The sequence below is a fragment of the Demequina sp. genome, from assembly GCF_016278775.1.
GTDB lineage: Bacteria > Actinomycetota > Actinomycetes > Actinomycetales > Demequinaceae > Demequina.
Window position 1 is genome coordinate 21,043 of record NZ_JADQBF010000099.1, and the last position, 21,656, is coordinate 42,698.

At 66.6% G+C, this 21,656-nt stretch carries 21 protein-coding genes and 2 pseudogenes; all 23 read left to right on the top strand.

Annotated elements, in window-relative coordinates; all coding sequences use genetic code 11:
- Nucleotides 1-12: 12 nt before the first annotated feature.
- On the top strand, nt 13-432 hold the full coding sequence (gene ndk, locus QZZ33_RS11150) for a nucleoside-diphosphate kinase (RefSeq protein WP_291380091.1): 420 nt from the start codon (nt 13-15) through the stop codon (nt 430-432).
- A gap of 68 nt (nt 433-500) precedes the next feature.
- Nucleotides 501-4,040: a chromosome segregation protein SMC gene (smc, locus tag QZZ33_RS11155; protein ID WP_291380092.1), complete on the top strand. Its 3,540-nt coding sequence runs from the start codon at nt 501-503 to the stop codon at nt 4,038-4,040.
- A 126-nt stretch (nt 4,041-4,166) separates the two neighbouring features.
- Entirely contained in the window at nt 4,167-4,451 is a 285-nt protein-coding gene (locus QZZ33_RS11160) for a hypothetical protein (protein WP_291380093.1), read from the top strand.
- Between the two features lie 33 nt (nt 4,452-4,484).
- Nucleotides 4,485-5,618: a signal recognition particle-docking protein FtsY gene (gene ftsY / locus QZZ33_RS11165; protein WP_291380094.1), complete on the top strand. Its 1,134-nt coding sequence runs from the start codon at nt 4,485-4,487 to the stop codon at nt 5,616-5,618.
- A gap of 145 nt (nt 5,619-5,763) precedes the next feature.
- Nucleotides 5,764-7,008: an ammonium transporter gene (locus QZZ33_RS11170; protein ID WP_291380112.1), complete on the top strand. Its 1,245-nt coding sequence runs from the start codon at nt 5,764-5,766 to the stop codon at nt 7,006-7,008.
- 119 nt (nt 7,009-7,127) lie between these two features.
- Nucleotides 7,128-7,769 carry a DUF2510 domain-containing protein gene (locus QZZ33_RS11175; protein WP_291380095.1) on the top strand — a complete coding sequence of 214 codons (642 nt, stop codon included), beginning with the start codon at nt 7,128-7,130 and terminating at the stop codon, nt 7,767-7,769.
- A 164-nt stretch (nt 7,770-7,933) separates the two neighbouring features.
- Nucleotides 7,934-9,211 (top strand): ammonium transporter, encoded by a 1,278-nt coding sequence (locus QZZ33_RS11180; RefSeq protein WP_291380096.1) that lies wholly within the window; start codon nt 7,934-7,936, stop codon nt 9,209-9,211.
- Complete coding sequence (locus QZZ33_RS11185; protein ID WP_291380097.1) at nt 9,208-9,546, top strand: P-II family nitrogen regulator; 339 nt, start codon at nt 9,208-9,210, stop codon at nt 9,544-9,546. Before QZZ33_RS11180 ends, QZZ33_RS11185 begins: the two co-directional genes overlap by 4 nt.
- A 15-nt stretch (nt 9,547-9,561) precedes the next feature.
- A complete protein-coding gene (locus QZZ33_RS11190; RefSeq protein WP_291380098.1) occupies nt 9,562-11,337 on the top strand; it encodes an HD domain-containing protein in 1,776 nt (591 codons plus the stop codon).
- A gap of 29 nt (nt 11,338-11,366) precedes the next feature.
- Nucleotides 11,367-12,968 carry a signal recognition particle protein gene (gene ffh / locus QZZ33_RS11195; RefSeq protein WP_291380099.1) on the top strand — a complete coding sequence of 534 codons (1,602 nt, stop codon included), beginning with the start codon at nt 11,367-11,369 and terminating at the stop codon, nt 12,966-12,968.
- Complete coding sequence (locus QZZ33_RS11200; RefSeq protein ID WP_291380100.1) at nt 12,965-14,050, top strand: amidohydrolase family protein; 1,086 nt, start codon at nt 12,965-12,967, stop codon at nt 14,048-14,050. Before ffh ends, QZZ33_RS11200 begins: the two co-directional genes overlap by 4 nt.
- 148 nt (nt 14,051-14,198) lie before the next feature.
- On the top strand, nt 14,199-15,572 hold the full coding sequence (locus tag QZZ33_RS11205) for a ferredoxin reductase family protein (RefSeq protein ID WP_291380101.1): 1,374 nt from the start codon (nt 14,199-14,201) through the stop codon (nt 15,570-15,572).
- The gene (locus QZZ33_RS11210; protein ID WP_291380102.1) at nt 15,569-15,985 is read left to right on the top strand and encodes a hypothetical protein; all 417 of its coding nucleotides are present in this window, start codon (nt 15,569-15,571) and stop codon (nt 15,983-15,985) included. The genes QZZ33_RS11205 and QZZ33_RS11210 overlap by 4 nt, the downstream gene beginning before the upstream one ends.
- A gap of 2 nt (nt 15,986-15,987) precedes the next feature.
- Nucleotides 15,988-16,134 (top strand): hypothetical protein, encoded by a 147-nt coding sequence (locus QZZ33_RS11215; RefSeq protein ID WP_291380103.1) that lies wholly within the window; start codon nt 15,988-15,990, stop codon nt 16,132-16,134.
- Nucleotides 16,131-16,922 (top strand): FAD:protein FMN transferase, encoded by a 792-nt coding sequence (locus tag QZZ33_RS11220; protein ID WP_291380104.1) that lies wholly within the window; start codon nt 16,131-16,133, stop codon nt 16,920-16,922. The genes QZZ33_RS11215 and QZZ33_RS11220 overlap by 4 nt, the downstream gene beginning before the upstream one ends.
- Nucleotides 16,923-16,981: 59 nt before the next feature.
- Complete coding sequence (locus QZZ33_RS11225) at nt 16,982-17,602, top strand: hypothetical protein (protein ID WP_291380105.1); 621 nt, start codon at nt 16,982-16,984, stop codon at nt 17,600-17,602.
- 155 nt (nt 17,603-17,757) lie between these two features.
- Nucleotides 17,758-18,201, top strand: a pseudogene (rpsP, locus tag QZZ33_RS11230) (30S ribosomal protein S16); the annotation flags it as partial.
- A 165-nt stretch (nt 18,202-18,366) separates the two neighbouring features.
- On the top strand, nt 18,367-18,597 hold the full coding sequence (locus tag QZZ33_RS11235) for a KH domain-containing protein (RefSeq protein WP_291380106.1): 231 nt from the start codon (nt 18,367-18,369) through the stop codon (nt 18,595-18,597).
- 302 nt (nt 18,598-18,899) lie between these two features.
- Entirely contained in the window at nt 18,900-19,430 is a 531-nt protein-coding gene (gene rimM, locus QZZ33_RS11240) for a ribosome maturation factor RimM (protein ID WP_291380107.1), read from the top strand.
- A complete protein-coding gene (trmD, locus tag QZZ33_RS11245) occupies nt 19,430-20,155 on the top strand; it encodes a tRNA (guanosine(37)-N1)-methyltransferase TrmD (RefSeq protein WP_291380108.1) in 726 nt (241 codons plus the stop codon). Before rimM ends, trmD begins: the two co-directional genes overlap by 1 nt.
- Nucleotides 20,156-20,283: 128 nt before the next feature.
- On the top strand, nt 20,284-20,631 hold the full coding sequence (gene rplS, locus QZZ33_RS11250) for a 50S ribosomal protein L19 (protein ID WP_291380109.1): 348 nt from the start codon (nt 20,284-20,286) through the stop codon (nt 20,629-20,631).
- Nucleotides 20,632-20,690: 59 nt separating this feature from the next.
- Nucleotides 20,691-21,332: a signal peptidase I gene (lepB, locus tag QZZ33_RS11255; RefSeq protein WP_291380110.1), complete on the top strand. Its 642-nt coding sequence runs from the start codon at nt 20,691-20,693 to the stop codon at nt 21,330-21,332.
- A gap of 22 nt (nt 21,333-21,354) precedes the next feature.
- Nucleotides 21,355-21,656, top strand: a pseudogene (locus tag QZZ33_RS11260) (ribonuclease HII); the annotation flags it as partial.

Sequence of the window (21,656 nt, forward strand, 5' to 3'; positions counted from 1 at the left end):
AGGCTCGCTTGCATGACAGAACGCACCCTGATTCTTGTGAAGCCCGACGGCGTCAAGCGCGGACTGGCAGGAGAGATCCTGCGCCGTATCGAGGCAAAGGGCTACACCCTCGTTGCCATCGATCTACGGACGGCCACCGCGGAGTTGCTGGCCAAGCACTACGAGGAGCACGTGGGCAAGCCGTTCTACGAGCCGCTCGTGGAGTTCATGACGTCCGGCCCCTCACTCGCGATCGTGGCCGAGGGGGAGCGCGTCATCGAAGGCTTCCGCTCGCTCGCTGGCACCACGGACCCCACCGCGGCGCCGCCAGGAACCATTCGCGGTGACCTGGGCCGCCAGTGGTCCACCGCGGTGCTGCAGAACCTCGTTCACGGCTCGGACAGTCCCGAGAGCGCTGACCGTGAGATCGGCATCTGGTTTCCCGCGCTGTAGGGACGACGCCTGGACGCCTGGCTGTGGCGGTCGTCCGTAGTGCGTTCACCGTTCACTAGGCTGAGCCCGTGCATCTGAAGACGCTGACGCTACGAGGATTCAAGTCCTTCGCGTCGGCGACCACCCTGGAGTTCGAGACCGGCATCACGTGTGTGGTGGGTCCCAACGGCTCAGGAAAGTCCAATGTGGTGGACGCGCTCGCCTGGGTGATGGGCGAGCAGGGCGCCAAGACGTTGCGCGGCGGCAACATGGCTGACGTCATCTTTGCGGGCACGTCCGGCCGCCCACCCTTGGGCCGCGCCGAGGTGTCGCTGACCATTGACAACGCTGACGGCGCGTTGCCCATCGAATACTCAGAGGTGACGATTACGCGCACCCTGTTCCGCTCCGGCGGCTCCGAGTACGCGATCAATGGATCGCCGTGCAGGCTGCTCGACATTCAGGACCTGCTGTCAGATACCGGCCTTGGCCGCGAGATGCACGTGATAGTGGGCCAGGGCCAACTCGACGCCGTGTTGCGCGCCACGCCAGAGGAGCGCAGGCACTTCATCGAAGAGGCCGCCGGCATCCTCAAGCATCGGCGCCGCAAGGACAAGGCGCTGCGCAAGCTGGACGCGATGCAGGCAAACCTGACCCGCGTTCAAGACCTCACGGCCGAGATTCGCCGCCAGTTGGGGCCGCTCGGCAGGCAGGCAGAGGTGGCGCGCCAGGCGCAATCCATTCAGTCGCAGGTGCGCGACGCCGCTGCGCGGTTGCTCGCCGACGACATCGCGACGCTCGCCTCCGCTATTGCCGAGGAACGTGCCGACGAGTCGGCACTGTTGGAGCGGAGGGCCCAGGTCGAGAAGGCGCTCGCGGAATCGCGTCACTCCCTCACGGAACTGGAGCGCGCGTCGGCAGAAGCCACGCCTGCACTCACCCGCGCAAACGACACCTTCTACCGCCTGTCGTCGATCAGGGAGCGGCTTCGCAACCTGGGGGCGCTCGCCGAGGAGCGGGTCCGGATGCTCGGCTCGTCCGTCGACTCGATGCCGCCCACTGACTTGGTGGACCTGGCCGAGCAACTGGAACGCGCGCATGCCGCGAGGCAGGAGCTTGATGCAGAGGTGCGCGACGCGGCCGAGGCACTCGAGCAGGCGGAGAGCGCTCGCGGCGAGGCGGAGCGCGCCGCCGAAGCATCGGAAAGGCACCTTGCCAACCTGTTGCGATCGGTGGCCGATCGCCGCGAGGGCGTCGCACGACTCGCTGGCGACGTCGCTGCTAGACGGTCGCGCATTGAGGCCATGGAGGCGGAGATCGGCCGCCTGCGCGAGGCTCAGGCGCAAGCCGACAAGCGTGCGCACGAGGCGAATACCGAGTTCCAGCGACTCGAAACCACGGTGGCCGATGTCGAACGCGGCGAGGAGGACCTCGACTCGGCCCACGAGGCCGCCGTCGAGGCGTGGGACGCGGCCAAGGAGCGGCTGGAAGAAGTACGGCAGCGGCTACGCGAGGCGGAGCGTCAACGGGACACCTGGTCGGCGAAGGTCGAGGCGCTCTCACTGTCGCTCGAGCGCAAGGACGGCGTGGGCGAGTTGCTTGCCGCTGGCGTGCGTTCTGTGCGCGGCACCGTCGCGTCGCTGATCGAAGTCAACGACGGGGCTGAAGACGCGATCGCGGCGGCCTTGGGGCCGCTCGCAGAGGCAGCGGCCGTCGATTCGGTAGGCGACGCCGTCGACGCGATCCGTTGGCTGCGCGACGAGGATGCCGGCCGCGCCCGCTTTGTAGTGGCCGACCAGGGCGCGAAGGTTGCCAATCCTTCGATCGACTTGCCGGCTGGCGCACGCTGGGCCTCGGAACTCATTGCGGGTTCGGATGGATTCGCGGCAACAGTCCGGTCCTTCATGTCTTCAGTCGTGGTCGTCGACGATCTCGCGGCCGCGCGTTCACTGGTCGCGGCGCACGCTGACGTTGTCGCCGTCACCAGGAGGGGCGACCTGCTCGGCGCGAGGAACGCGTCTGGCGGGGCGGGCGATGCCCCCAGCATCATGCACTTGCAGGCCGCGTACGACGACGCGTGCGAAGGGCGGGATCAGGCGGTCCGCCTCATCGAGTCGGCGTTGTTCGAGCAGCGTGCGGCCGAAGAGGCCGAGGCGCAGGCGCACGAGGACCACGACGCCACGCTGGCAAGGCTGAATGAGTCGGACGCGCGCATGTCAGCTGTCGCGGAACAACTCGGCCACCTGTCCGCCTCCGCACGCTCAGCACGAGCAGATGCCGAGAGGCTCGCCAGCCAAGTGGAGCAGGCCAGCGCGCGCATCGCGAGCGACGAAGAGGACTTGGCCGGGCTGGTGCAACGGTTGGGCGCCGCGCAGGCGGAGCCGGAGCAGACGGAGGCGGACACGGCGGACGCGCAGCGCCAACGCGACGCCGATGCCGCGGCCTCCCAGCAGGCGCGCGCCAAAGAAACAGAGGCGCGACTCGCGCTACGCACTGCAGAGGAGCGTGCGCGAGCCCTGGCCGCCAGAGCAGAGAGCCTCGAGCGCACCGTGACCGCGGAGCGAGACGCCCGCGCGAGGGCTGAGGAGGCCGCTCAGCGCCGTGAACGTCAGGCCATGGCGGCTCGCGAGGTCATTGCAGGCGTCCAAGCCACGATGCCGCACATCGACACAGCGGTGGCGAAGGCGGACGACGCCCGCGCCCAGGTGGAGGCCACGCGCGCCGAACGCACGTCCTCGCTATCCGAGCTGCGCGTTCATGTCGATCAACTCGCCGGCGAGTACGCGAGGCTCACGGACGAGTCGCATCGTGACGAGGTGGCGCGTGCGCAGCAGCAGGTGCGGCTGGAGCAGTTGCAGATGCGCGCCGTCGATGAACTGGGCCTTGACCCTGAACAGTTGGTCGCCGAGTTTGGCCCCCAACACGACGTTCCCGTGGTCTCCGAGGCGGGCGAAGAGGACCACGAGCCCTTCGTGCGGGAGGTCGTGGAGAAGCGGCTCCGCACCGCTCAGCGCGCGATGGGTCAACTGGGCCGCGTGAACCCGCTCGCGCTTGAGGAGTTTGCGGCGCTGGAGGAGCGTCACAAGTTCCTTCAGGATCAATTGGCGGATATCAAGTCGTCTCGCGAAGACCTCCTGGACATCGTGACCGAGATCGATCAGCGCGTCGAGAAGATCTTCACGGAGGCGTTCGTGGACACGGCCGCGCAGTTCGAGCGCATCTTCCCGAGGCTGTTCCCTGGCGGCGAGGGCAAGCTCGTGCTCACTGACCCCAAGAACATGCTGGAGACAGGCATCGATGTCGAGGCTAGGCCCGCAGGCAAGAAGGTCAAGCGGTTGTCGCTCCTGTCGGGTGGCGAGCGCTCGCTGACGGCGGTGGCACTGCTGGTGTCGATCTTCAAGGCGCGGCCCAGCCCCTTCTATGTCATGGACGAGGTAGAGGCCGCCCTGGACGACACCAACCTTGGGCGCCTGTTGGAGATCTTGCGAGAGCTTCGCGACGATTCCCAGCTGATTGTCATCACCCATCAGAAGCGCACGATGGAAGTCGCGGACGCGCTGTACGGCATCACCATGCGCGGAGACGGAGTCACCACCGTGGTGAGCCAGCGCATGGGGGACCACGCGTAGCGGTCGGCGGGAACGCGCGCGACCGCCCTGCGTTGAAGTCAATGGACGCGCGCATCGGTCGCGCTTGCCAGATCCTCTCAACGGCGAGAGTATTATGTCCTTAATGTCCGTTATGAAGGGTCACTCGTGTTTAGCTACATGATCGACGTCATTGCCTGGGCGGTCGCGTTCTCGTTCCTGGCCATCATCTTCGCGTTCGCCGCGGAGGGTCGTGGTGCGCACCTCATGCGCGTCTTGCTGGGCCTCGCCCCGCGCAAGGAGGGGCTCGAAGCCTTCGAGTCGGTGCCGCGTGACGACGGCGACTGGCGCCTCATTGGCGCCCTCGAGGAGCCTCAGCGCCGTTCCAGGCCGGCTTCCATTCCGCCGACGGTGGAACGGGATCCCTCGCGACGCACCGGCGCGCCAGCGTAGGCTTCGCCGCCCGATCTTTGGGACACTGACACCGTGGATGTCTCCTGGATTCCTGGAAACGCCGACGGCATCGTCGTGGGCCTTGCTGGCCTACTCGCCCTCACGGGAGCCTGGTGGGGATGGCGCTCGCGCCGTCACAGCCCCCCGCAGGACCGGGCTCGTGGTGGTGCCAGCACCACGACCCCGCCGACCGACACATCCGCGCCGGCAAACGCTGCTCCAGACACCGTCCGTGGTGCCCCGCCTGCCGAAGTTCCGGAGGACCCCTCCGCGAGGTTCGCGCGCCGGACTTCGCGGGTAGGTGGAGCCTTCGGCTCCCGCCTCGCGTCGTTCTTTGGCCGCAGTGACTACGACGATTCGGCCTGGGATGAACTCGAAGAGGCACTTCTCACCGCCGATGTCGGCTCGACGATGACGGAGAAGATCCTGCTGGCCGTGCGCGCTCGCGTCCAAGGGGGAGAGTCCACACCTCACGACGCCGTGCGCGAAGCACTGATCGAGGCCATGGATCCCGATGCAGACAGGCGTCTCAATGTCGGATCTGCCGGGGCAGGCGACCTTGCGCCAGTCCTGATGGTCGGTGTCAACGGGGTGGGCAAGACCACCACCGTAGGCAAGCTCGCACGGGTGCTGGTGGCGGAAGGCTACTCGGTGCTACTCGGTGCAGCGGACACGTTCCGCGCTGCCGCAGCCGACCAACTTGAGACGTGGGGAACCCGTGTGGGCGTCGTGACGGTGCGCGCCGACAAGGAAGGCGCCGACCCCGCATCGGTCGCATTTGAAGCCGCGCACGCGGCGCAAGAGCAGGGCGTGGACGTGGTGCTGGTCGACACTGCCGGCCGACTGCAGAACAAGGCCGGCCTCATGGACCAGCTCGGCAAGGTCGCGCGCGTGGTCGAGAAGGTGGCGCCCGTGCGCGAGACGCTGCTCGTCCTCGATGCGACCACCGGCCAAAACGGCTTGGTGCAGGCCCGCGTGTTCGCGGAGGCCGTGCCCTTGACGGGGGTGGTGCTTACCAAGATGGACGGCACGGCCAAGGGTGGCATCGTGCTCGCCGTCCAGAACTCGCTCGGAGTGCCGGTCAAGTTTGTCGGCCTCGGCGAAGGCGTAGACGATCTAGCACCGTTTGATGTCGAAGCGTTTGTTGACGGACTCCTCGAGGGCTGACAAAAGTTTCCACCCCCTACACACGCTGGACTCAGCGCCGTAACGCGCGCGCGCCACGCTAGGCGCAGCCGACACCTGCGTCGGCGCTGAGGAAGCTCTTGATGGGGAGGACACCGTGGTGATTGATGCGGGCAACACGGCTTGGATGATCATGGCGACGGCGCTCGTGCTGCTCATGACGCCTGGCCTTGCGCTGTTCTATGGAGGCATGGTGAGCGCCAAGTCGGTGCTCAACATGATGATGCTCAACTTCGGGGCGATCGGCGTGGTGGCCGTCGCGTGGAGCCTGTGGGGGTACAGCCTCACGTTCGGCCCCACGTGGGCAGGAGGGATCTTCGGGGACCCCTCCACCTACTTCGGGCTCAACGGCGTGTCAGATGCCGAGAGCCTGGGGGCGGCAACCGGCGTGCCGTTCTTGGTGATGGTCGCCTTCCAAGCCACCTTCGCGATCATCACGGTGGCGCTGGTCTCTGGCGCGGTCGCCGATCGCACCAGGTTTGGCCCCTGGCTGGTGTTCGTCGTCCTCTGGCTCACCTTCGTGTACGCGGCCGTCGCGCACGCGGTCTGGGGCGGGGGCTTCGCGTCCGCTGACGGAGCGATCGCAGACGCGCTATCGACCCCGATCGACTTTGCAGGGGGAACCGTAGTGCACATCAACGCGGGGGCCGCGGCATTGGCACTCGCACTCGTTCTTGGCCCGCGCCTCGGCTTCGGCCGGGTTGCGTTCAAGCCTCACAACATGCCGTTCGTGCTCATGGGCTCTGCCTTGCTGTGGTTCGGGTGGTTTGGGTTCAACGCTGGCTCCGAGTTCGCTGCAGACGCCACCGCAGGCCGCGCGTTCCTCAACACGCTCATCGCGCCAGCGGCGGCGATGCTCGCGTGGTGCCTCGTGGAACGCATCCGCGACGGAAAGCCCACGTCGCTGGGAGCGGCCTCCGGCATCGTCGGCGGCCTCGTGGCGATCACCCCAGCCGCGGCCGCGGTGGACACGTTTGGCGCGCTCGCCACCGGGGTTGTCGCCGGGACGCTGTGCGCGCTTGCCGTGACCCTGAAGTACCGCTGGCGCTACGACGACTCCCTGGACGTCGTGGGCGTCCACCTCGTCGGCGGCATGGTCGGCACGCTCATGATCGGATTCTTCGCCCATCTTGACGAGGGCACCACTTGGGCACCAGACGGGGCGCTGAACGGGCTGCTCTACGGGGGAGACCTCACGCAATTGGTCTCCCAAGCCGTCGTGGCGTTCCTTGCCCTCGCGGTGTCCTTCACAGGGACCGCCATCATCGCGCAACTCCTCAAGGTGACGATCGGCTTCCGCGTCAGTTCAGAGGTGGAGAGGAACAGCATCGACATCGCCGAGCATGGGGAGGCGGCGTACGAGGAGGCCTGACCTCGGCCCCTGGCCACGCCTCACCCGCACGGGATTCTGCCTGCGACATTGCCGACCCGGTTGTTGACACCGCCCCCGCCTAGTGCCACGGTCTCAGTACAACAATGGGGAGGCGTGAGATGACGACACCGGCAGGCTGGTACGACGACGGCAGCGGGAGGCAACGCTACTGGGACGGAGCCCAGTGGACCGAGCACTTTGCGCCGGCGGCGCCCGTTCCTTCGGCCCCGTTATCGGGGCCAGCCGTACCCAGCGCGACCACGGCGGGGTACGGGGCCGAACACTATGGCGCGCTTGGCTCGCAAGCCCCAGCAACGTCGGCGCCGCGCAAGAAGTCGCGAGTCGGCCTCTACATCGGGCTGGGAGTCGGCGCACTGCTCCTCGTTGGAGTCGGCGTGGTGCTTGCCTTCGTGCTACTGGTCAACAACTTGACCAGTGGACCGCGGGAGGCGTTCGACTCGCTCGCCGAGGCGTGGCAATCGAAGGACTGCCCAGCCGAGTACAGCGTGTCCATGGGCAGCACCGAGACGACGCTTGACGACTTCTGCAGTAACGCGGACTACTCGTGGGTCGATGATTACCAAGATTGGGACATCTCGGTGACCGGCGTGGAGCGAGTGAACAACACCGGCACGGTGACCACTCGTGAGCGATACACCGATGCAGACACGGGCGCTCGTGAGACTGAAACGTGGGAGTACGGCTTCGAAGAGGTCGACGGGGAGTGGTTGTACACAGGAGCTGAACAGATCCTCGACTAGCGGCTTCTGCGCCGCAACGGGCCAGTTCACCTCGTGCGCAACATGACTTTTACCTGGCTCGCCATTTCGTAACGGTGCGGAAACGTTCGCGCCGTTCAGGGGAAACCATTGTGCGGAAGGGTGACTCCTGACTAGCCGAGTGGCTAGCGAAAAGGAGAAGCAGAATGGATAGCGGCAACATTGCCTGGCTCCTGATTTCCGCTTCGCTCGTGCTCCTGATGACGCCCGCACTGGCGTTCTTCTACGGTGGCATGTCGCGGAGCAAGTCAGTGCTGAACATGATGATGATGAGCTTCGGCGCGATCGGTGTGGGGACGCTCGCGTGGGTGCTGGTCGGCTACTCGATCTCGGCCGGACCGTCACAGAGCAACTTCCTGGGCGACCCGACCTCCAACTTCGGTCTCATTGACGTTCTCGAGGGCGCAGATGCGAACTCGATCATCTCGGCTGGCTTCGGCGCCACCTTCGCGATCATCACGGTCGCGCTGATTTCCGGCTCCGTCGCGGATCGCATGAAGTTCAGCGCGTGGCTGCTCTTCGCCTTCGTGTGGGTCATCCTTGTCTACGCACCCGTGTCGCACTGGGTGTGGGGCACCGGTACAGAGGCGCAGGACCCGGGTGGCGAGAACGGCTTCAGCGCCCTCCTCGGTCCGGCCGGTCCGTGGTTCGAGAATGTGCCTGGGCCATACGACTTCGCTGGCGGCACCGTGGTGCACATCAACGCCGGTGTGGCAGGCCTCGTGCTCGCGCTGATCCTCGGGATCCGCAAGGGCTTCGGCAAGGAGGCCATGCGCCCCCACAACCTGCCGTTCGTCATGCTCGGCGCAGCGCTCCTGTGGTTCGGCTGGTTCGGCTTCAACGCCGGTTCGGCATTCGCCGCGGATAACTACGCCGCGCTCGCATGGGTCAACACGACCGTGGCCACGTCGATCGCCATGCTGGGTTGGTTGCTCACGGAGAAGCTCCGTGATGGCAAGCCCACCTCGCTCGGCGCAGCTTCCGGTGTGGTTGCCGGTCTGGTGGCGATTACCCCTTCGTGTGCTTCCGTCGACACGTGGGGCGCCATGATCATCGGTCTGTTTGCCGGTGTGCTCTCGGCCTTGGCAGTGGGCCTCAAGTACAAGTTCGGCTACGACGACTCGCTCGATGTCGTGGGCGTTCACCTCGTCTCCGGCCTCTGGGGCACGTTGGCCATCGGCCTCGTGGCGTCTGGGACCATCAACGGCGACGCTGGCCTGATCTACGGCGGCGGGCTGCAGTTGCTCGGTGTCCAGGCCCTGGCTGCTCTCGTGGTGATCGTCTACTCGGCGATCGCGACGGCCATCATCGCCTACGCGATTAAGTACACAATGGGTCTGCGCGTGAGCGAAGATGTAGAAGTGGCGGGAATTGACTTCGCCGAGCACGGTGAAAGCGCATACGAGGAGGCGAACCAACGATGAAACTGGTCACTGCAATCATTCAGCCGCACCGCGTTGACGAGGTCCGCGCCGCTGTCGAGGCGGTCGGAGTCAAGGGTGTGACCGTGTCGGAGGCTGCCGGCTACGGCCGCCAGAAGGGCCACACCGAGGTCTACCGTGGCGCCGAGTACACCGTTGACCTGGTTCCCAAGACTCGTCTTGAGATCCTCGTGGACGACGCCGACGCCGCTGCCGTGACGGACGCCATCGTGTCCGCCGCGCAGACCGGCAAGATCGGTGACGGCAAGGTCTGGGTTGTTCCGGTGGACGACGTCGCTCGAGTTCGCACTGGCGAGCACGGCGCCGACGCCCTGTAAAGCACCCATCTCACGATGGGCCGTTCGGGAACAGTCCGCGACGGCTCGCACGCTGAGGTCCCGCACCCCCACGGGGTGCGGGACCTCAAGCGTGAGCGGCAAGAGCTCGCGATCCGTCTGGCCGACCAGCCGGGGCGCCAGCGTAGGCAGGCGCTTGCCGACCTGGTCTTCGCACGACTCACAGAACACTTTGTCGCTGCTGCTGACGGAGCGGAAGGGCTGACGCTCGCCGCAGTGGGCAGCGTCGGCCGGGCAGAGGCCGGTCCCCATTCGGACCTTGACTTGGTGCTGCTCCACGATGGCACCTCTGCTGGCAAGGCTGCGGCGGGCGACGTGGCGCAGCGCCTCTGGTATCCCATTTGGGACGCAGGGCTCCAGTTGGATCACTCCACCCGGTCGCTCACCGAGTGCCGTCAGGTGGCGTCCAAGGACCTGGCGGCCGCAGCTGGCTTGCTCGACTTGCGTCCGATCGCAGGGGACGAGTCGCTCGCGCAACGGGCGCGTTCAGCGATCCTCGCCGACTGGCGCTCGGCAGCACGCAAACGCCTCCCAGAACTTCTCGCAGCGTCACGCGCGAGGGCCGAGCGCTGTGGCGAACTCGCGTATCTCATCGAGCCCAATATCAAGGAGTCGCGCGGCGGTTTGCGCGACTACGCGAGCCTCACGGCGCTCGCGGCAACCTGGCTCACCGACCGCCCGCACGGTGCCGTCGACGACGCCGCACAACACCTCCTCGATGTGCGCGACGCGGTTCACACGGTGTCCGGCAGGGCCTCCACCATCGTTGGTAGGCACGTGGCGCAGGACGTTGCCGACGCTCTTGGCATGGGGGATACGGACGAGTTGTTGGCTTCCGTAGCGGACGCGGGTCGCACGATCGCCTTCGCGGTTGACACCACGGAGCGGGGAGCCCGCCGTGCGTTGGAGAAGTCCGGCGTGGGTTCGCGTGCCTTCTTAGCGAAGCGACGCGGCACCGCCCCGCGCCACGTTCACGTCTCGCAAGGGCTCATCGATGTGGATGGGGATTTGGCGCTCGCACCCGGCTATTCGGCAGAGGACGATGCGGTGCTCCCATTGCGGGCCGCCGCAGCGGCCGCGTCAACCGGGCTGTCGTTCACTCCAAGCCTTCTCGAGTCGCTCATGCGCTGTCCAGAATTGGCCAACCCGTGGCCGAGCGAGGCTCTCGACCGCTTCGCGGAGTTGCTCCGCAACTCACACCACCTGTTGAGTGTGTGGGAGGCGCTCGACGTGGCGGGACAGGTGGTGAGGTGGTTGCCGGAGTGGGCGCCAGTGAGGAACCGTCCGCAACGCAACCCCTTTCACCTGTACACGGTGGATCGACACCAGATCGAGGCGGTGGTACTCGCTGGCAAACTGCGCAAGCACCTGGCCGACCCCGACCTGCTTCTCTATGCGGCCCTGTTTCACGACATCGGCAAGCAGGCGGGCGTGGCGGATCACTCGGAGTACGGGGCAGAACTCGTCCCCGGCATCGTGTCGCGACTGGGCCTGCCCGAGGCCCAAGGAAGAGACCTGCAGACCCTGGTGCGCGAGCACCTCACGCTCGCTGACTTCGCCACCACCCGCGACGCTGAGGACCCAGCGGTGGCGGCGGAACTCATCGAGCGACTTGGCGGTCGCGCCGACCTGTTCGAGGTGCTGCGGGCGCTCACGGAGGCGGATGCCAAGGCGGCCAGTCCCAAGGCGTGGACTGCGTGGCGCGAGCAACTCATTGACGTCCTGACGACTCGGGTGCGCGCCACCTTGGCCGCTGGGCCGCGGGTAGGCTAGTCGACACCGCCCACGCCGAAGGGAGAGCCGTGTTCGCCAGCCTGTCCGACCGACTGACAGCCACCTTCCGCAACCTCCGTGGCAAGGGAAGGCTCACAGAAGCAGACATCGACGGCACCGTCCGCGAAATCAGGCGCGCCCTGCTTGACGCAGACGTCGCCCTGGCGGCGGTGACCGCGTTCACCGACCGGATCCGCGCTCGCGCAGTGGGCGTCGAGGTCTCCGGCGCCCTCAACCCGGGCCAGCAGGTCGTCAAGATTGTCCACGAGGAGCTCATCGAGATCCTCGGCGGGAGCGCGCGGCCGCTGCGCATCGCAAAGACCGGGCCGACCGTCATCATGCTGGCGGGGCTGCAGGGCGCGGGCAAGACCACCTTCGCTGGCAAGCTGGCTCATCATCTGAAGTCTCAGGGGCACACGCCGCTGTTGGTGGCCGCCGACCTTCAGCGCCCCAACGCGGTCACCCAACTCGAGGTGGTGGGCGGGCGTGCAGGCGTGCCCGTGTTTGCACCCGAGCGGGGAGTGACGCGCGAGGACGAGAAGGTGCGCGGAAACCCAGTGAAGGTGGCTGGCAACGCCATCAAGGAGGCGAATAGGCGCCAGCACTCCGTCGTGATCGTCGACACCGCCGGTCGCCTCGGCGTCGACCAAGAGCTGATGAAGCAGGCTGGCGACATCCGCAAGGCGATCGACCCTGACGAAGTCCTCTTTGTCATCGACTCCATGATCGGCCAAGACGCGGTGGCGACCGCCCAGGCGTTCCAGGCGGGCGTCGCCATGACGGGCGTGGTGCTCACCAAGCTTGATGGCGATGCGCGCGGAGGCGCTGCTCTGTCGGTGCGCGAGGTCACAGGCGTCCCCATCCTGTACGCGTCTACTGGCGAAAAGCTCGACGAGTTCGAGGTCTTCCATCCAGAGCGCATGGCTGGACGCATCCTCGACATGGGCGATGTCCTGTCGCTCATCGAGAAGGCGGAGGCCACGTTCGATCAGGCCGAGGCGCAGCGCATGGCCGACAAGATGTCGAAGGGCGAGGACTTCACGCTCACCGACTTCTTGAGCCAGATGCAGCAGCTGAAGAACATGGGCTCGATGAAGAAGATGCTGACCATGCTTCCCGGCATGGGGCAGATGCGCGACCAGATCGACAACCTCGACGATCGCGAACTCGCACGCACCGAGGCCATCATCCAGTCGATGACGCCGCTCGAGCGCGACAACCCCAAGGTGCTCAACGGTTCGCGTCGATCCCGCATCGCGGCGGGGTCCGGCACGTCCGTTGCGCAGATCAACTCGCTCGTGAAGCGCTTTGATGACGCGCAACGGATGATGAAGGCGATGGCGGGCGGCGGCGGGATGCCGGGGATGCCGGGGATGGGCGGCATGCCAGCCATGGGGCCAGGCGGGTTGCCGGGAGGCAAGAAGTCCAAGGGCAAGCAGGCGCCGCAACGCAAGGTGAAGGGTAAGTCTGGAAACCCCGCCAAGCGGGCCGCCCAGGAGCGCGCGGCGCGCGAGCAAGGTACGGGCTCGCCTGCGTCGGGAAGCGCGTTTGGCCTGGGGCAACCCGCGCAAGAGGAACCGGCGTTCGATCCGTCGCAGCTTCCTAGCCTGGACAAGTACCTGCGCGGATGATGGCGTACGAGCTGACGGGCCCCATCCTCGCCGACGAGGAGCCGACCGTTGGCAAGGCCTGGGTGGTGGGTGGACGCGTCACCTATGAACGGCCCCGGCACACGGACATCACGCGCATCGACGGCTGGGTCATCCCAGGGCTCGTGGACATGCACTGCCACCTCTCCGTGGGCCCCTCCGGACCCGTGGACGGTGACCTAGTGGTGAAGCAGGCGTTCACGGAGCGTGACGCTGGCGTGTTGATGGTGAGAGACACTGGCTCGGCGTCGTCGCTCGACGTGCTCGACGGCCGGAGCGATGTTCCGAAGGTGTACCGCTCTGGCCGGTTCATCGCCCGCCCCAAGCGGTATCTGAAGGGCTACGCCGTCGAGATCGAGCCGGACGAGCTACCCGCAGAGGCGGCCCGCCAGGCCAGGGCATCGGGGTCCTGGGTCAAGATCATCGCCGACTGGATTGACCGCGACCTCGGCGCACAGGCGGACCTGGCCCCCTTGTGGTCCGCACAGCAGCTCGCCGATGCCGTGAAGGCCGCTCAGGCCGAGGGCGGCAGGGTGACAGCCCACACGTTTGCGACGGAGTCGCTCGACGCCTTGCTTGACGCACGGCTTGACTGCATCGAGCACGGCACTGGCATGACGGACAGTCATATGGAGCGCGCCGCAGCGTCGGGAACGCCAGTGGTGCCCACGCTGCTCCAGATTGCCAACTTTGCGTCGTTTGCGGCACAGGCAAGCGAGCGCTTCCCCGTGTTCGCGGAACGCATGCAGCGCATGTACGAGCGCAGGCATGAGCACGTCACCAGGATGTGGGAGGCGGGTGTCACTCTTCTCACCGGCACCGATGCTGGCACCTCCATCGCCCACGGCGACCTCGCGAGAGAGGCATCCGAGATGGCGCGGTGCATGCCAGCGGCCGACGTGGTGGCCGGCGCCACCTGGAAGGCCCGGCGTTTCTTGGGTGGCCCCGTGCTGGACGAGGGCGACCCCGCGGACCTGGTGGTGCTGTCGGGCGATCCGCGTGAGCTGATCGGCGTACTCATGGCGCCCACTCTCGTCATGCTCGACGGACTCCCCGTCGTCTGACTTCCGTCCGAACACCACGAGAGCACGGTCACCACCATCCGATTCTCTGGCGGTGGCTCATGGAGGGAATGCGCGGGCGACATCGTGCGTTGCGTTCGTCAACCGGACGCTTCTTTGCGGGCGCCGCTGGCACGAGGGAGGAACGCGCATGACGCCAAGCGCCGCGCTCAATACACGTCAGGTCGCCGCCCGCTCCTGGTGGGCTGACCTGGTTCAGGGCGCGACGTACGTGGTCGCCGCCACCGGCGTCGCCTTCTTTCTCGCCGACGGAGGGCTTCACACTTTCGCGACGATCGACTACGTGTACTCGGCCGGTCGTGCGCTGGGCATCGTCGCGGCCGTCTTCATGCTCTTCCAGGTGCTCCTCATCTCGCGCGCGCCGTTCATCGAACGAGGCATCGGTCATGACCGCGCGGCCGCTCTGCACACCCGGACCGGCAAGGTCGCGATCATCCTGATGGCCGCCCACGCGGGAATCATCAGCGTGATGAGCGCCTACTACGCAGACATCACTGTGATCGCGCAGTCCACGAGGTTCTTCACCAGCCAGTGGTACCTCGCCATGGCGCAAATCGCCCTGGGTGTGTTCGTGGTCATCTTTGTCACGTCGCTGCTCATGGTGCGTTCGCGGTGGCGCTACGAGAACTGGCACGCCGTTCACCTGCTGACCTACGTGGGTGTGGCGCTCGCCATCCCTCACCAGTTTCTTGAGGGCTCCACCTTCCGCGATGGCGGGGCCGCCTGGTGGTACTGGCTGACCCTGTACGTCATCGCGTGGGGCTCGCTGTTGACCTTCAGGGTCGTGGTGCCGCTCGTGAGGTTCGCAAGGCACGATGTCAGGGTGGCTACGGTGTCGACGCTCAGCGATGGCTCCGCCTCCATCGAGATGAGCGGCAGGCACCTGGATGGTCTGGGCGCCAAGCCTGGGCAGTTCATGTTGTGGCGCTTTCTTGACCGTGAGCGCTGGCGCGACCCTCACCCCTTCTCGCTGTCGCGGGCCGCGAGCCCCACCTCGCTGCGCATCACCGTGAAGCCCAGTGGCGACGGTTCGTCTGCAATCGCGGCAGTCGCGCCAGGTACGCGTGTGATGGTGGAGGGGCCGTTCGGTGTCTTCAGCCGGGTGTCGCGCACCCGCCGCGGCGTCGTGCTCATTGCTGCTGGCATCGGGATCACGCCCATCCGCGCCATGCTCGAGGAACTCGACCCTGCCCACGGGCCGGTCGACGTGATCGTGCGAGCCCGCAGCGCGGCGGAGGCGCCACTCCTGGACGAGGTCGAGGCGATCGCCGCAGCCAAGGGCGTCCCCGTGCACGTCGTACTTGGCGGTCGCGGTGACGGCTGGTCATCAACGGAGAGCCCCGCGACGCTCGAAGACCTAGTGCCCGATGTCGCCGAACGCGACGTCTACATCTGTGGTCCCGGCCCATGGGCCGCGACAGTCGAGAAGGAGGCCCGCGCCGCTGGTGTGGGTCGAGATAGTGTCCACCGGGAGGCATTTGCGTGGAGCGGAGACAAGACATGACGGCGATGAAGACACTGGTGTGGGCGGGCGCGTCGGCGTCGCTGTTGGCTGCCTGCTCTACGGGCGCAGCGGCCGACAGCACCTCGGACGCCGCCACCTCCGACCCGGTGGCCGCACCGGCGGATGTGACGTACGAGGACGGCGTCTACGTGGGGCCCCGCATCGAGAACATCAAGGGCGGCTACCAAGCGCAAGTCACGATCGAGAACGGCGTCATCACGGCGGTCGATCCCGTCGAGGCCGGTACGAGCGACCCGGAGTCTCTGAAGGTCAACGCCTTTGCCGTGCCGACGATCGTGGAGCGGGTGCTCGAGGCGCAAAGCGCCGACGTCGAGTTCGTGTCCGGATCGTCGTTCACCTCGCCAGCCTTCATCGAGTCCATCGCGGGCGCGCTGGACGACGCGACGGTGTAGTGATGCGCGCGTCTCGAGTGGTGGTGGTGGCGACGGCCTGTGCGGCCATCCTTGCCGTGGGCTATGTGCTCGCGCCAGAGCCGACTCCTGCCCTCGAACTCGTGACGCCAGCCTCGACGCCCGCGGACGACCAGGAAGCCTCTCCGTGACGGCGGTGCCTCCCTTCTCGTCAACCGTCACCGCCATGGGTATGCCGTTCGTGATTCAACTGCAGATGCCCGCGTCCGAGACAGTGGCGGCCGCCGCTGTCGAGCGCTTCCACGACCAACTCAAGTGGGCAGACGAGGTCTTCTCTCTCTTCATCGAAGACTCGTACCTGTCGCGCCTCAACCGCGGCGAGATCACCGTTGACGACTGCCCGCAAGAGATGTTCGAGATCCTCAACGCGTGCGAGTGGTACAGGGCCAAGACGCTGGGTGGTTTCGACGCGCGCCGCCCCGACCACCTCGACCCAAGCGGCATCGTCAAGGGCTGGGCGGTGGAACGCGGCGCTGCAGCGCTCGATGACATCGGCGCGGCCGCCTGGATGATCGGCGCGAGCGGGGACGTCCTCGTATCGGGGGAGGGGCGCGAATGGCGCATCGGCATCTCCGATCCTCGAGTGAGCGGCGACCCGGCAGGGAGGAATGTGGTCGACGTGGTGATGCTCGGCGGCAAACTCAGGGCGCTCGCGACGTCTGGCAGTGCCCAGAAGGGCCTGCACATTTGGGATCCCGCGACAGGGGAGGGCGCCGAGCACTATGTCCAGGTATCGGTGATGGCCGACAACATGGTCGACGCAGATGCCTGGGCCACCGCGATTGCAGCAGGAGGCGAGAGGGTCCTTTCCGCCGCGCTCGATGCGGGCATGCAGGCGATGGCGATCACCACCGAACGCGCGGACGGCACCTACGGGGCCTACGCGTCTGAGGGTTGGCCGTCGATACTGCCCGCTTAGAGTCGGTGCGGCGGTGCTAGCGTGGTGAGCAGACGCTCAGACGCCGGGAGATGAGCCGCATGGGAGTTCGACACCTGCTCTTCGCATCGCTGGTCATGCCGCTGGTGGCATGCGGCGCCTCGCCGGACGCCGCTGAGGGGTCTTCGACCGCCACCCCGACGGCCGTGACACTCCTCCCAGATGTGCCAGCGGACCCTACGCCCACGTCCACATCCACGGCAGGAACTGCGGCGGCGACGCCCGCATCGGATGAGTGGGGTTTTGGAGACGAATGGGACTACACCGGCGCGGACGGGGCCCAAGGCTCGGGGTGTGCACCGGGGTCGGCGACCTTGCCTGACGGTGTCTGGTTTGGACTCGCTGATTCTTGGAGCACGTCAAACATCAGCGTTGATCTGGCCTGCTGGTATTCGGGCGCGACGGCCGAGTCCGTTGCCGCCGCCCGCGGGGACGAAGTGAACAACGACTACTACCTCGTCAATGACGTCTCGACGTTGAGGTCAGTGCCCGTTGATGGAAACGTGCCCGCCAAGAAGGCGGGATGGGACGATGGCGTCTTCACCCTGTCTGAAGTGATGGCTGACCCGGGCGGATCGCTGCCGACGAACCATCCATACCCGGTGTGGGTCTACGTCAACGGTGGGGTCGTCACCGCGGTTGCGGTGCAGTACATCCCCTAGCGGGTTGGTGGTCAGGTCGCTTGTCTGGCAGAATTGGCCGCTGGCGCTCGCGGCCCTCTACCCGCGCGTGACTATTCGTCTTGTTAGGCGTCCCGGTTCATTTCCCGGACCGATGCCGCCCGACTCACACCGAATGCATAGGAGCAATACCAGAAATGGCAGCCAAGATCCGCCTGAAGCGCTTCGGCAAGAAGCGCGCCCCTTACTACCGCGTCGTCGTCATCGACTCGCGCGCCAAGCGCGACGGCCGTGCGATCGAAGAGATCGGCAAGTACCACCCCACCGAGGAGCCCTCGGTCATCGTGATCGACTCCGAGCGCGTCCAGTACTGGCTTTCGGTGGGCGCACAGCCCTCCGACCAGGTGCGGGCGCTCCTGAAGCTCACCGGAGACTGGGGCAAGTTCAAGGGCGACAAGGACGCGAAGTCCACCGTCAAGATTGCCGAGGGCAAGGCCAACGCGGAGGACGCCATCAAGGCGCACGCCGACCAGGCCGAGAAGCTCAAGGCTGAGAAGTCAGCCGCCAAGGAGAAGGCCGCCAAGGAGGCCGAAGAGGCCGCCAAAGCCGCCGAGGCCGCAGCCAAGGCGGAGGCAGAGGCGAAGCCGGAAGCCGACGCCAAGCCTGACGCCGACGTCGTCGCAGACGAGTCGTCCGAGACTCCCACCGACGAAGGCAACGACGTTGACGTGGAGATCGCAGAGGGCAACCCCAGCGACGCAGACGACAAGGTCGAGGGCACCCTCGACGAGGGGGCGAAGTAACGCATGGTCCTCGAGGCCCTGGAGTTCCTGGTGCGTTCGATCGTCCGCAACCCGGAAGACGTGCGTGTCACCGAGCGTTCTGGGCGTCGCGGAGTGACCCTCAATGTGGTGGTCCACCCGGACGACCTCCCTCGGGTCATCGGCCGTCACGGCCGCACGGCGAATTCGTTGCGCACCGTCATCGACGCCGTGGCGCGTGATGACGTCCGCGTCAACATCGTCGACGTCGCCTAGCCCTTTTCACGTACGCGAGGCCCGGCCCCCTGAGGGGACCGGGCCTTTCGCGTTGCCGAACCTTGGGTCGCAATCGCGAGTCGCCCCTATCCCGGCTGTCGCTTGCCTCGGTTGGTCACTTCTGACCGTGGAGGACGGCAACACGCGTCATTCGGACTGCCTCCATGGCGTGTCGGGATCGTTCGCGGTCACAAATCTCCACACCGCGGCGTGGCGAGGCGCAGACGCAGGTGGGGCGGCAGATGGGCGCACGCGACTCCTCGGCGTCCTCACGGCGCTGGCGGCGGCCTAGTCTTGACTCCATGAAGGTGACTGTTGCGCGCATCGGCCGTGCCCACGGACTCAAGGGCGAGGTGACGGTCGAACTGAGGACGGACATCCCGGAGCAGCGGCTCAAGCCAGGAGCGACGTTGGAGACGGAGCCCGCGGTCGCGGGACCGCTCACCATTGTGTCTACCCGCACTCAGTCGGACCGCTGGTACGTGCGCATCGAAGACATCGAGACTCGCGAGGCGGCAGACTCCCTGCGCGGAGTCGAACTCGTGGTCGAGGCGGACGAGGACGAGGAGGACGGCGCCTGGTACGTCCACGAGCTCGTGGGGCTGCGGGCAGAGCGCCCAGACGGCACGCTGGTGGGCGAGGTGGTTGACCTCATGGACATGCCCGCCCAGGATCTGCTGATCGTCCGCGAGCCTTCCGGACACCGAGCCATGATCCCGTTCGTCGAGGAGTTTGTTCCCGAGGTGGACGTCGAGGGTGGCCGCGTCATCGTGACCCCGCCGTATGGGCTGCTTGCAGGCGAGGAGCAGGTGGACACGGGAGAGACGCACTAGTGCGTATCGACGTCGTCAGCATCTTCCCCGAGTTCTTCTCCGTGCTCGATGTGTCCCTGCTGGGCAAGGCCCGCCAGTCGGAGCTGGTGAACGTCCACGTGCACGACCTGCGCGAGTGGGCGGCGGTCAAGACAGACGGCACGCCCGATGCGCATCGCACCGTGGACGACGCCCCGTTTGGAGGGGGAGCGGGCATGGTGATGAAGGCCGACGTGTGGGGGCGAGCGCTCGACGACGTGCTCCAGCGAGGCGGCGTCTTGGTCATCCCCAGCCCTGCGGGCATCCCGTTCACCCAGGCGCTCGCTGCCGACCTTGCTGAGGCCGAGCAGATTGCGTTTGCTTGCGGACGCTACGAGGGCATCGACGCCAGGGTGGCGGAGCACTACGAGGCTAAGGGCTTCCGCGTGCTGGAGGTGTCGCTTGGTGACTACGTGCTCAACGGGGGAGAGGTCGCCGCTGCCGCCATGATCGAGGCCATCACGAGGCTGATCCCTGGCTTCATGGGCAACGCGCAGAGCATCGTCGAAGAGAGCCACGCCGACGGTCTGCTGGAGTACCCGTCGTACACCCGGCCAGCGTCGTGGCGGGGCCTCGACGTGCCCGAAGTCTTGCTCAGCGGCCACCACGGCAATATCGAGCGGTGGCGTCGCGAGCAGCAGGTGCGGCTCACGCGGCAGCGCCGCCCCGACCTGATGGCAGACCACGACGGCGATGTGGCACAATAGCCTGTTGGTGCGCGCGGAGCTGAGACCTGCCACAGGGGGTTCAGCCCTTCCCGCGGCGCAACGTCCTTTATCGAGTGCCGCAAGGCAAGAGATCGTGGATGACCTGTGGCAGCTGCGAGGAGTGACACATGCACAAGCTCGACGGCGTCAACGCCAGCCAGCTTCGGGATGACATTCCGGCATTCCGCGCCGGAGACACGCTCAAGGTTCACGTGAAGGTCGTCGAGGGCACCCGCTCTCGCATCCAGGTGTTCCAGGGCATCGTGATCGCCCGTCAGGGTTCTGGCGTGGGCGAGACCTTCACGGTCCGCAAGGTTTCCTTTGGCGTGGGAGTGGAGCGCATGTTCCCCCTGCACGCCCCGACCATCGACAAGATCGAGGTCGACCGCCGCGGCGACGTGCGCCGCGCCAAGCTCTACTACCTGCGCGGTCTGCGCGGTAAGGCGGCTCGCATCCGCGAGAAGCGCGAGAACTAGCCATTACTCCTTCACACGTCGCACCGGCGGAGAGGCCTGAGCCCTCCGCCGGTCGCCGTGTGACGGCGTGGTTGCGCGAAATCGGCATCGTGCTGGGCAGCGCACTCGTGCTGTCGCTGTTGCTGAAGACCTTCGTCTTTCAGTCCTTCTGGATTCCGTCGGGTTCGATGGAGAACACCCTCGAGGTGAAGGACCGCATTCTGGTCTCCCTGTGGCGCCCAGGCCCCATGGATCTCCGCCGCGGCGACATCGTCGTGTTCAGGGATCCAGGCGGGTGGCTTGGCCCGTCTTCCGAACCGGAACCCACCGGCCTTGCCAAGGGCTGGGACGAGTTCGCCACCTTTGTGGGCCTACTGCCCCAAGATGCGGGCGAACACCTGGTCAAGCGGGTGATCGGCCTGCCGGGCGACACCATCGCTTGCGATACCGCGGCCGATGCCGTGATGATCAACGGTGTCGAGTTGATCGAGAACTACGTCAAGCCTGGTACCACGACGTGCACCCACGCGTGGGAGGTCACCGTCCCTGAGGACCGCATCTGGGTGTTGGGAGACAACCGCTCCAACTCGGCCGACTCGCGCGCCCACCTGGGCGATCCCGGTGGCGGCATGGTCCCCATCGACAACGTGGTGGGCACCGCGTTCGTGACGGCCTGGCCGCTTGATCACTGGAAGACACTCGGTAATCCCTACTCGGAGTAGGTTGCCCGTCTAGGGTCGAGTCATGGCCGTCACCCTGCACCACGAGACCAGCTTGTGGGACGCAGGCGCGCGCCTGGTTGCTGGCATCGACGAGGTGGGCAGAGGAGCTTTGGCCGGCCCGGTCAGCGTTGGCGTGGCTGTGCTGGAACGATGTGCCATCTGGCCAGTGGGACTCGCGGACTCCAAGGAGTTGAGCAGGAACGCGCGAGAGGCGCTGGCCGCCGTGATCCCTGACTTTGCGGTGGGGCGTGCGGTCGGCCACGCGAGCCCCGCCGAGATCGACGAGCACGGCATCGTCGCGGCGCTTCGCCTGGCCGGAACCCG

Bases quoted from the DNA above. Each gene is read 5' to 3' on its own strand.
- ndk (WP_291380091.1), top strand. From the start codon at position 13: ATGACAGAACGCACCCTGATTCTTGTGAAGCCCGACGGCGTCAAGCGC.
- QZZ33_RS11170 (WP_291380112.1), top strand. From the start codon at position 5,764: ATGATCATGGCGACGGCGCTCGTGCTGCTCATGACGCCTGGCCTTGCG.
- QZZ33_RS11175 (WP_291380095.1), top strand. From the start codon at position 7,128: ATGACGACACCGGCAGGCTGGTACGACGACGGCAGCGGGAGGCAACGC.
- QZZ33_RS11180 (WP_291380096.1), top strand. From the start codon at position 7,934: ATGGATAGCGGCAACATTGCCTGGCTCCTGATTTCCGCTTCGCTCGTG.
- QZZ33_RS11185 (WP_291380097.1), top strand. From the start codon at position 9,208: ATGAAACTGGTCACTGCAATCATTCAGCCGCACCGCGTTGACGAGGTC.
- QZZ33_RS11190 (WP_291380098.1), top strand. From the start codon at position 9,562: ATGGGCCGTTCGGGAACAGTCCGCGACGGCTCGCACGCTGAGGTCCCG.
- QZZ33_RS11200 (WP_291380100.1), top strand. From the start codon at position 12,965: ATGATGGCGTACGAGCTGACGGGCCCCATCCTCGCCGACGAGGAGCCG.
- QZZ33_RS11205 (WP_291380101.1), top strand. From the start codon at position 14,199: ATGACGCCAAGCGCCGCGCTCAATACACGTCAGGTCGCCGCCCGCTCC.
- QZZ33_RS11210 (WP_291380102.1), top strand. From the start codon at position 15,569: ATGACGGCGATGAAGACACTGGTGTGGGCGGGCGCGTCGGCGTCGCTG.
- QZZ33_RS11215 (WP_291380103.1), top strand. From the start codon at position 15,988: ATGCGCGCGTCTCGAGTGGTGGTGGTGGCGACGGCCTGTGCGGCCATC.
- QZZ33_RS11225 (WP_291380105.1), top strand. From the start codon at position 16,982: ATGGGAGTTCGACACCTGCTCTTCGCATCGCTGGTCATGCCGCTGGTG.
- QZZ33_RS11235 (WP_291380106.1), top strand. From the start codon at position 18,367: ATGGTCCTCGAGGCCCTGGAGTTCCTGGTGCGTTCGATCGTCCGCAAC.
- rimM (WP_291380107.1), top strand. From the start codon at position 18,900: ATGAAGGTGACTGTTGCGCGCATCGGCCGTGCCCACGGACTCAAGGGC.
- rplS (WP_291380109.1), top strand. From the start codon at position 20,284: ATGCACAAGCTCGACGGCGTCAACGCCAGCCAGCTTCGGGATGACATT.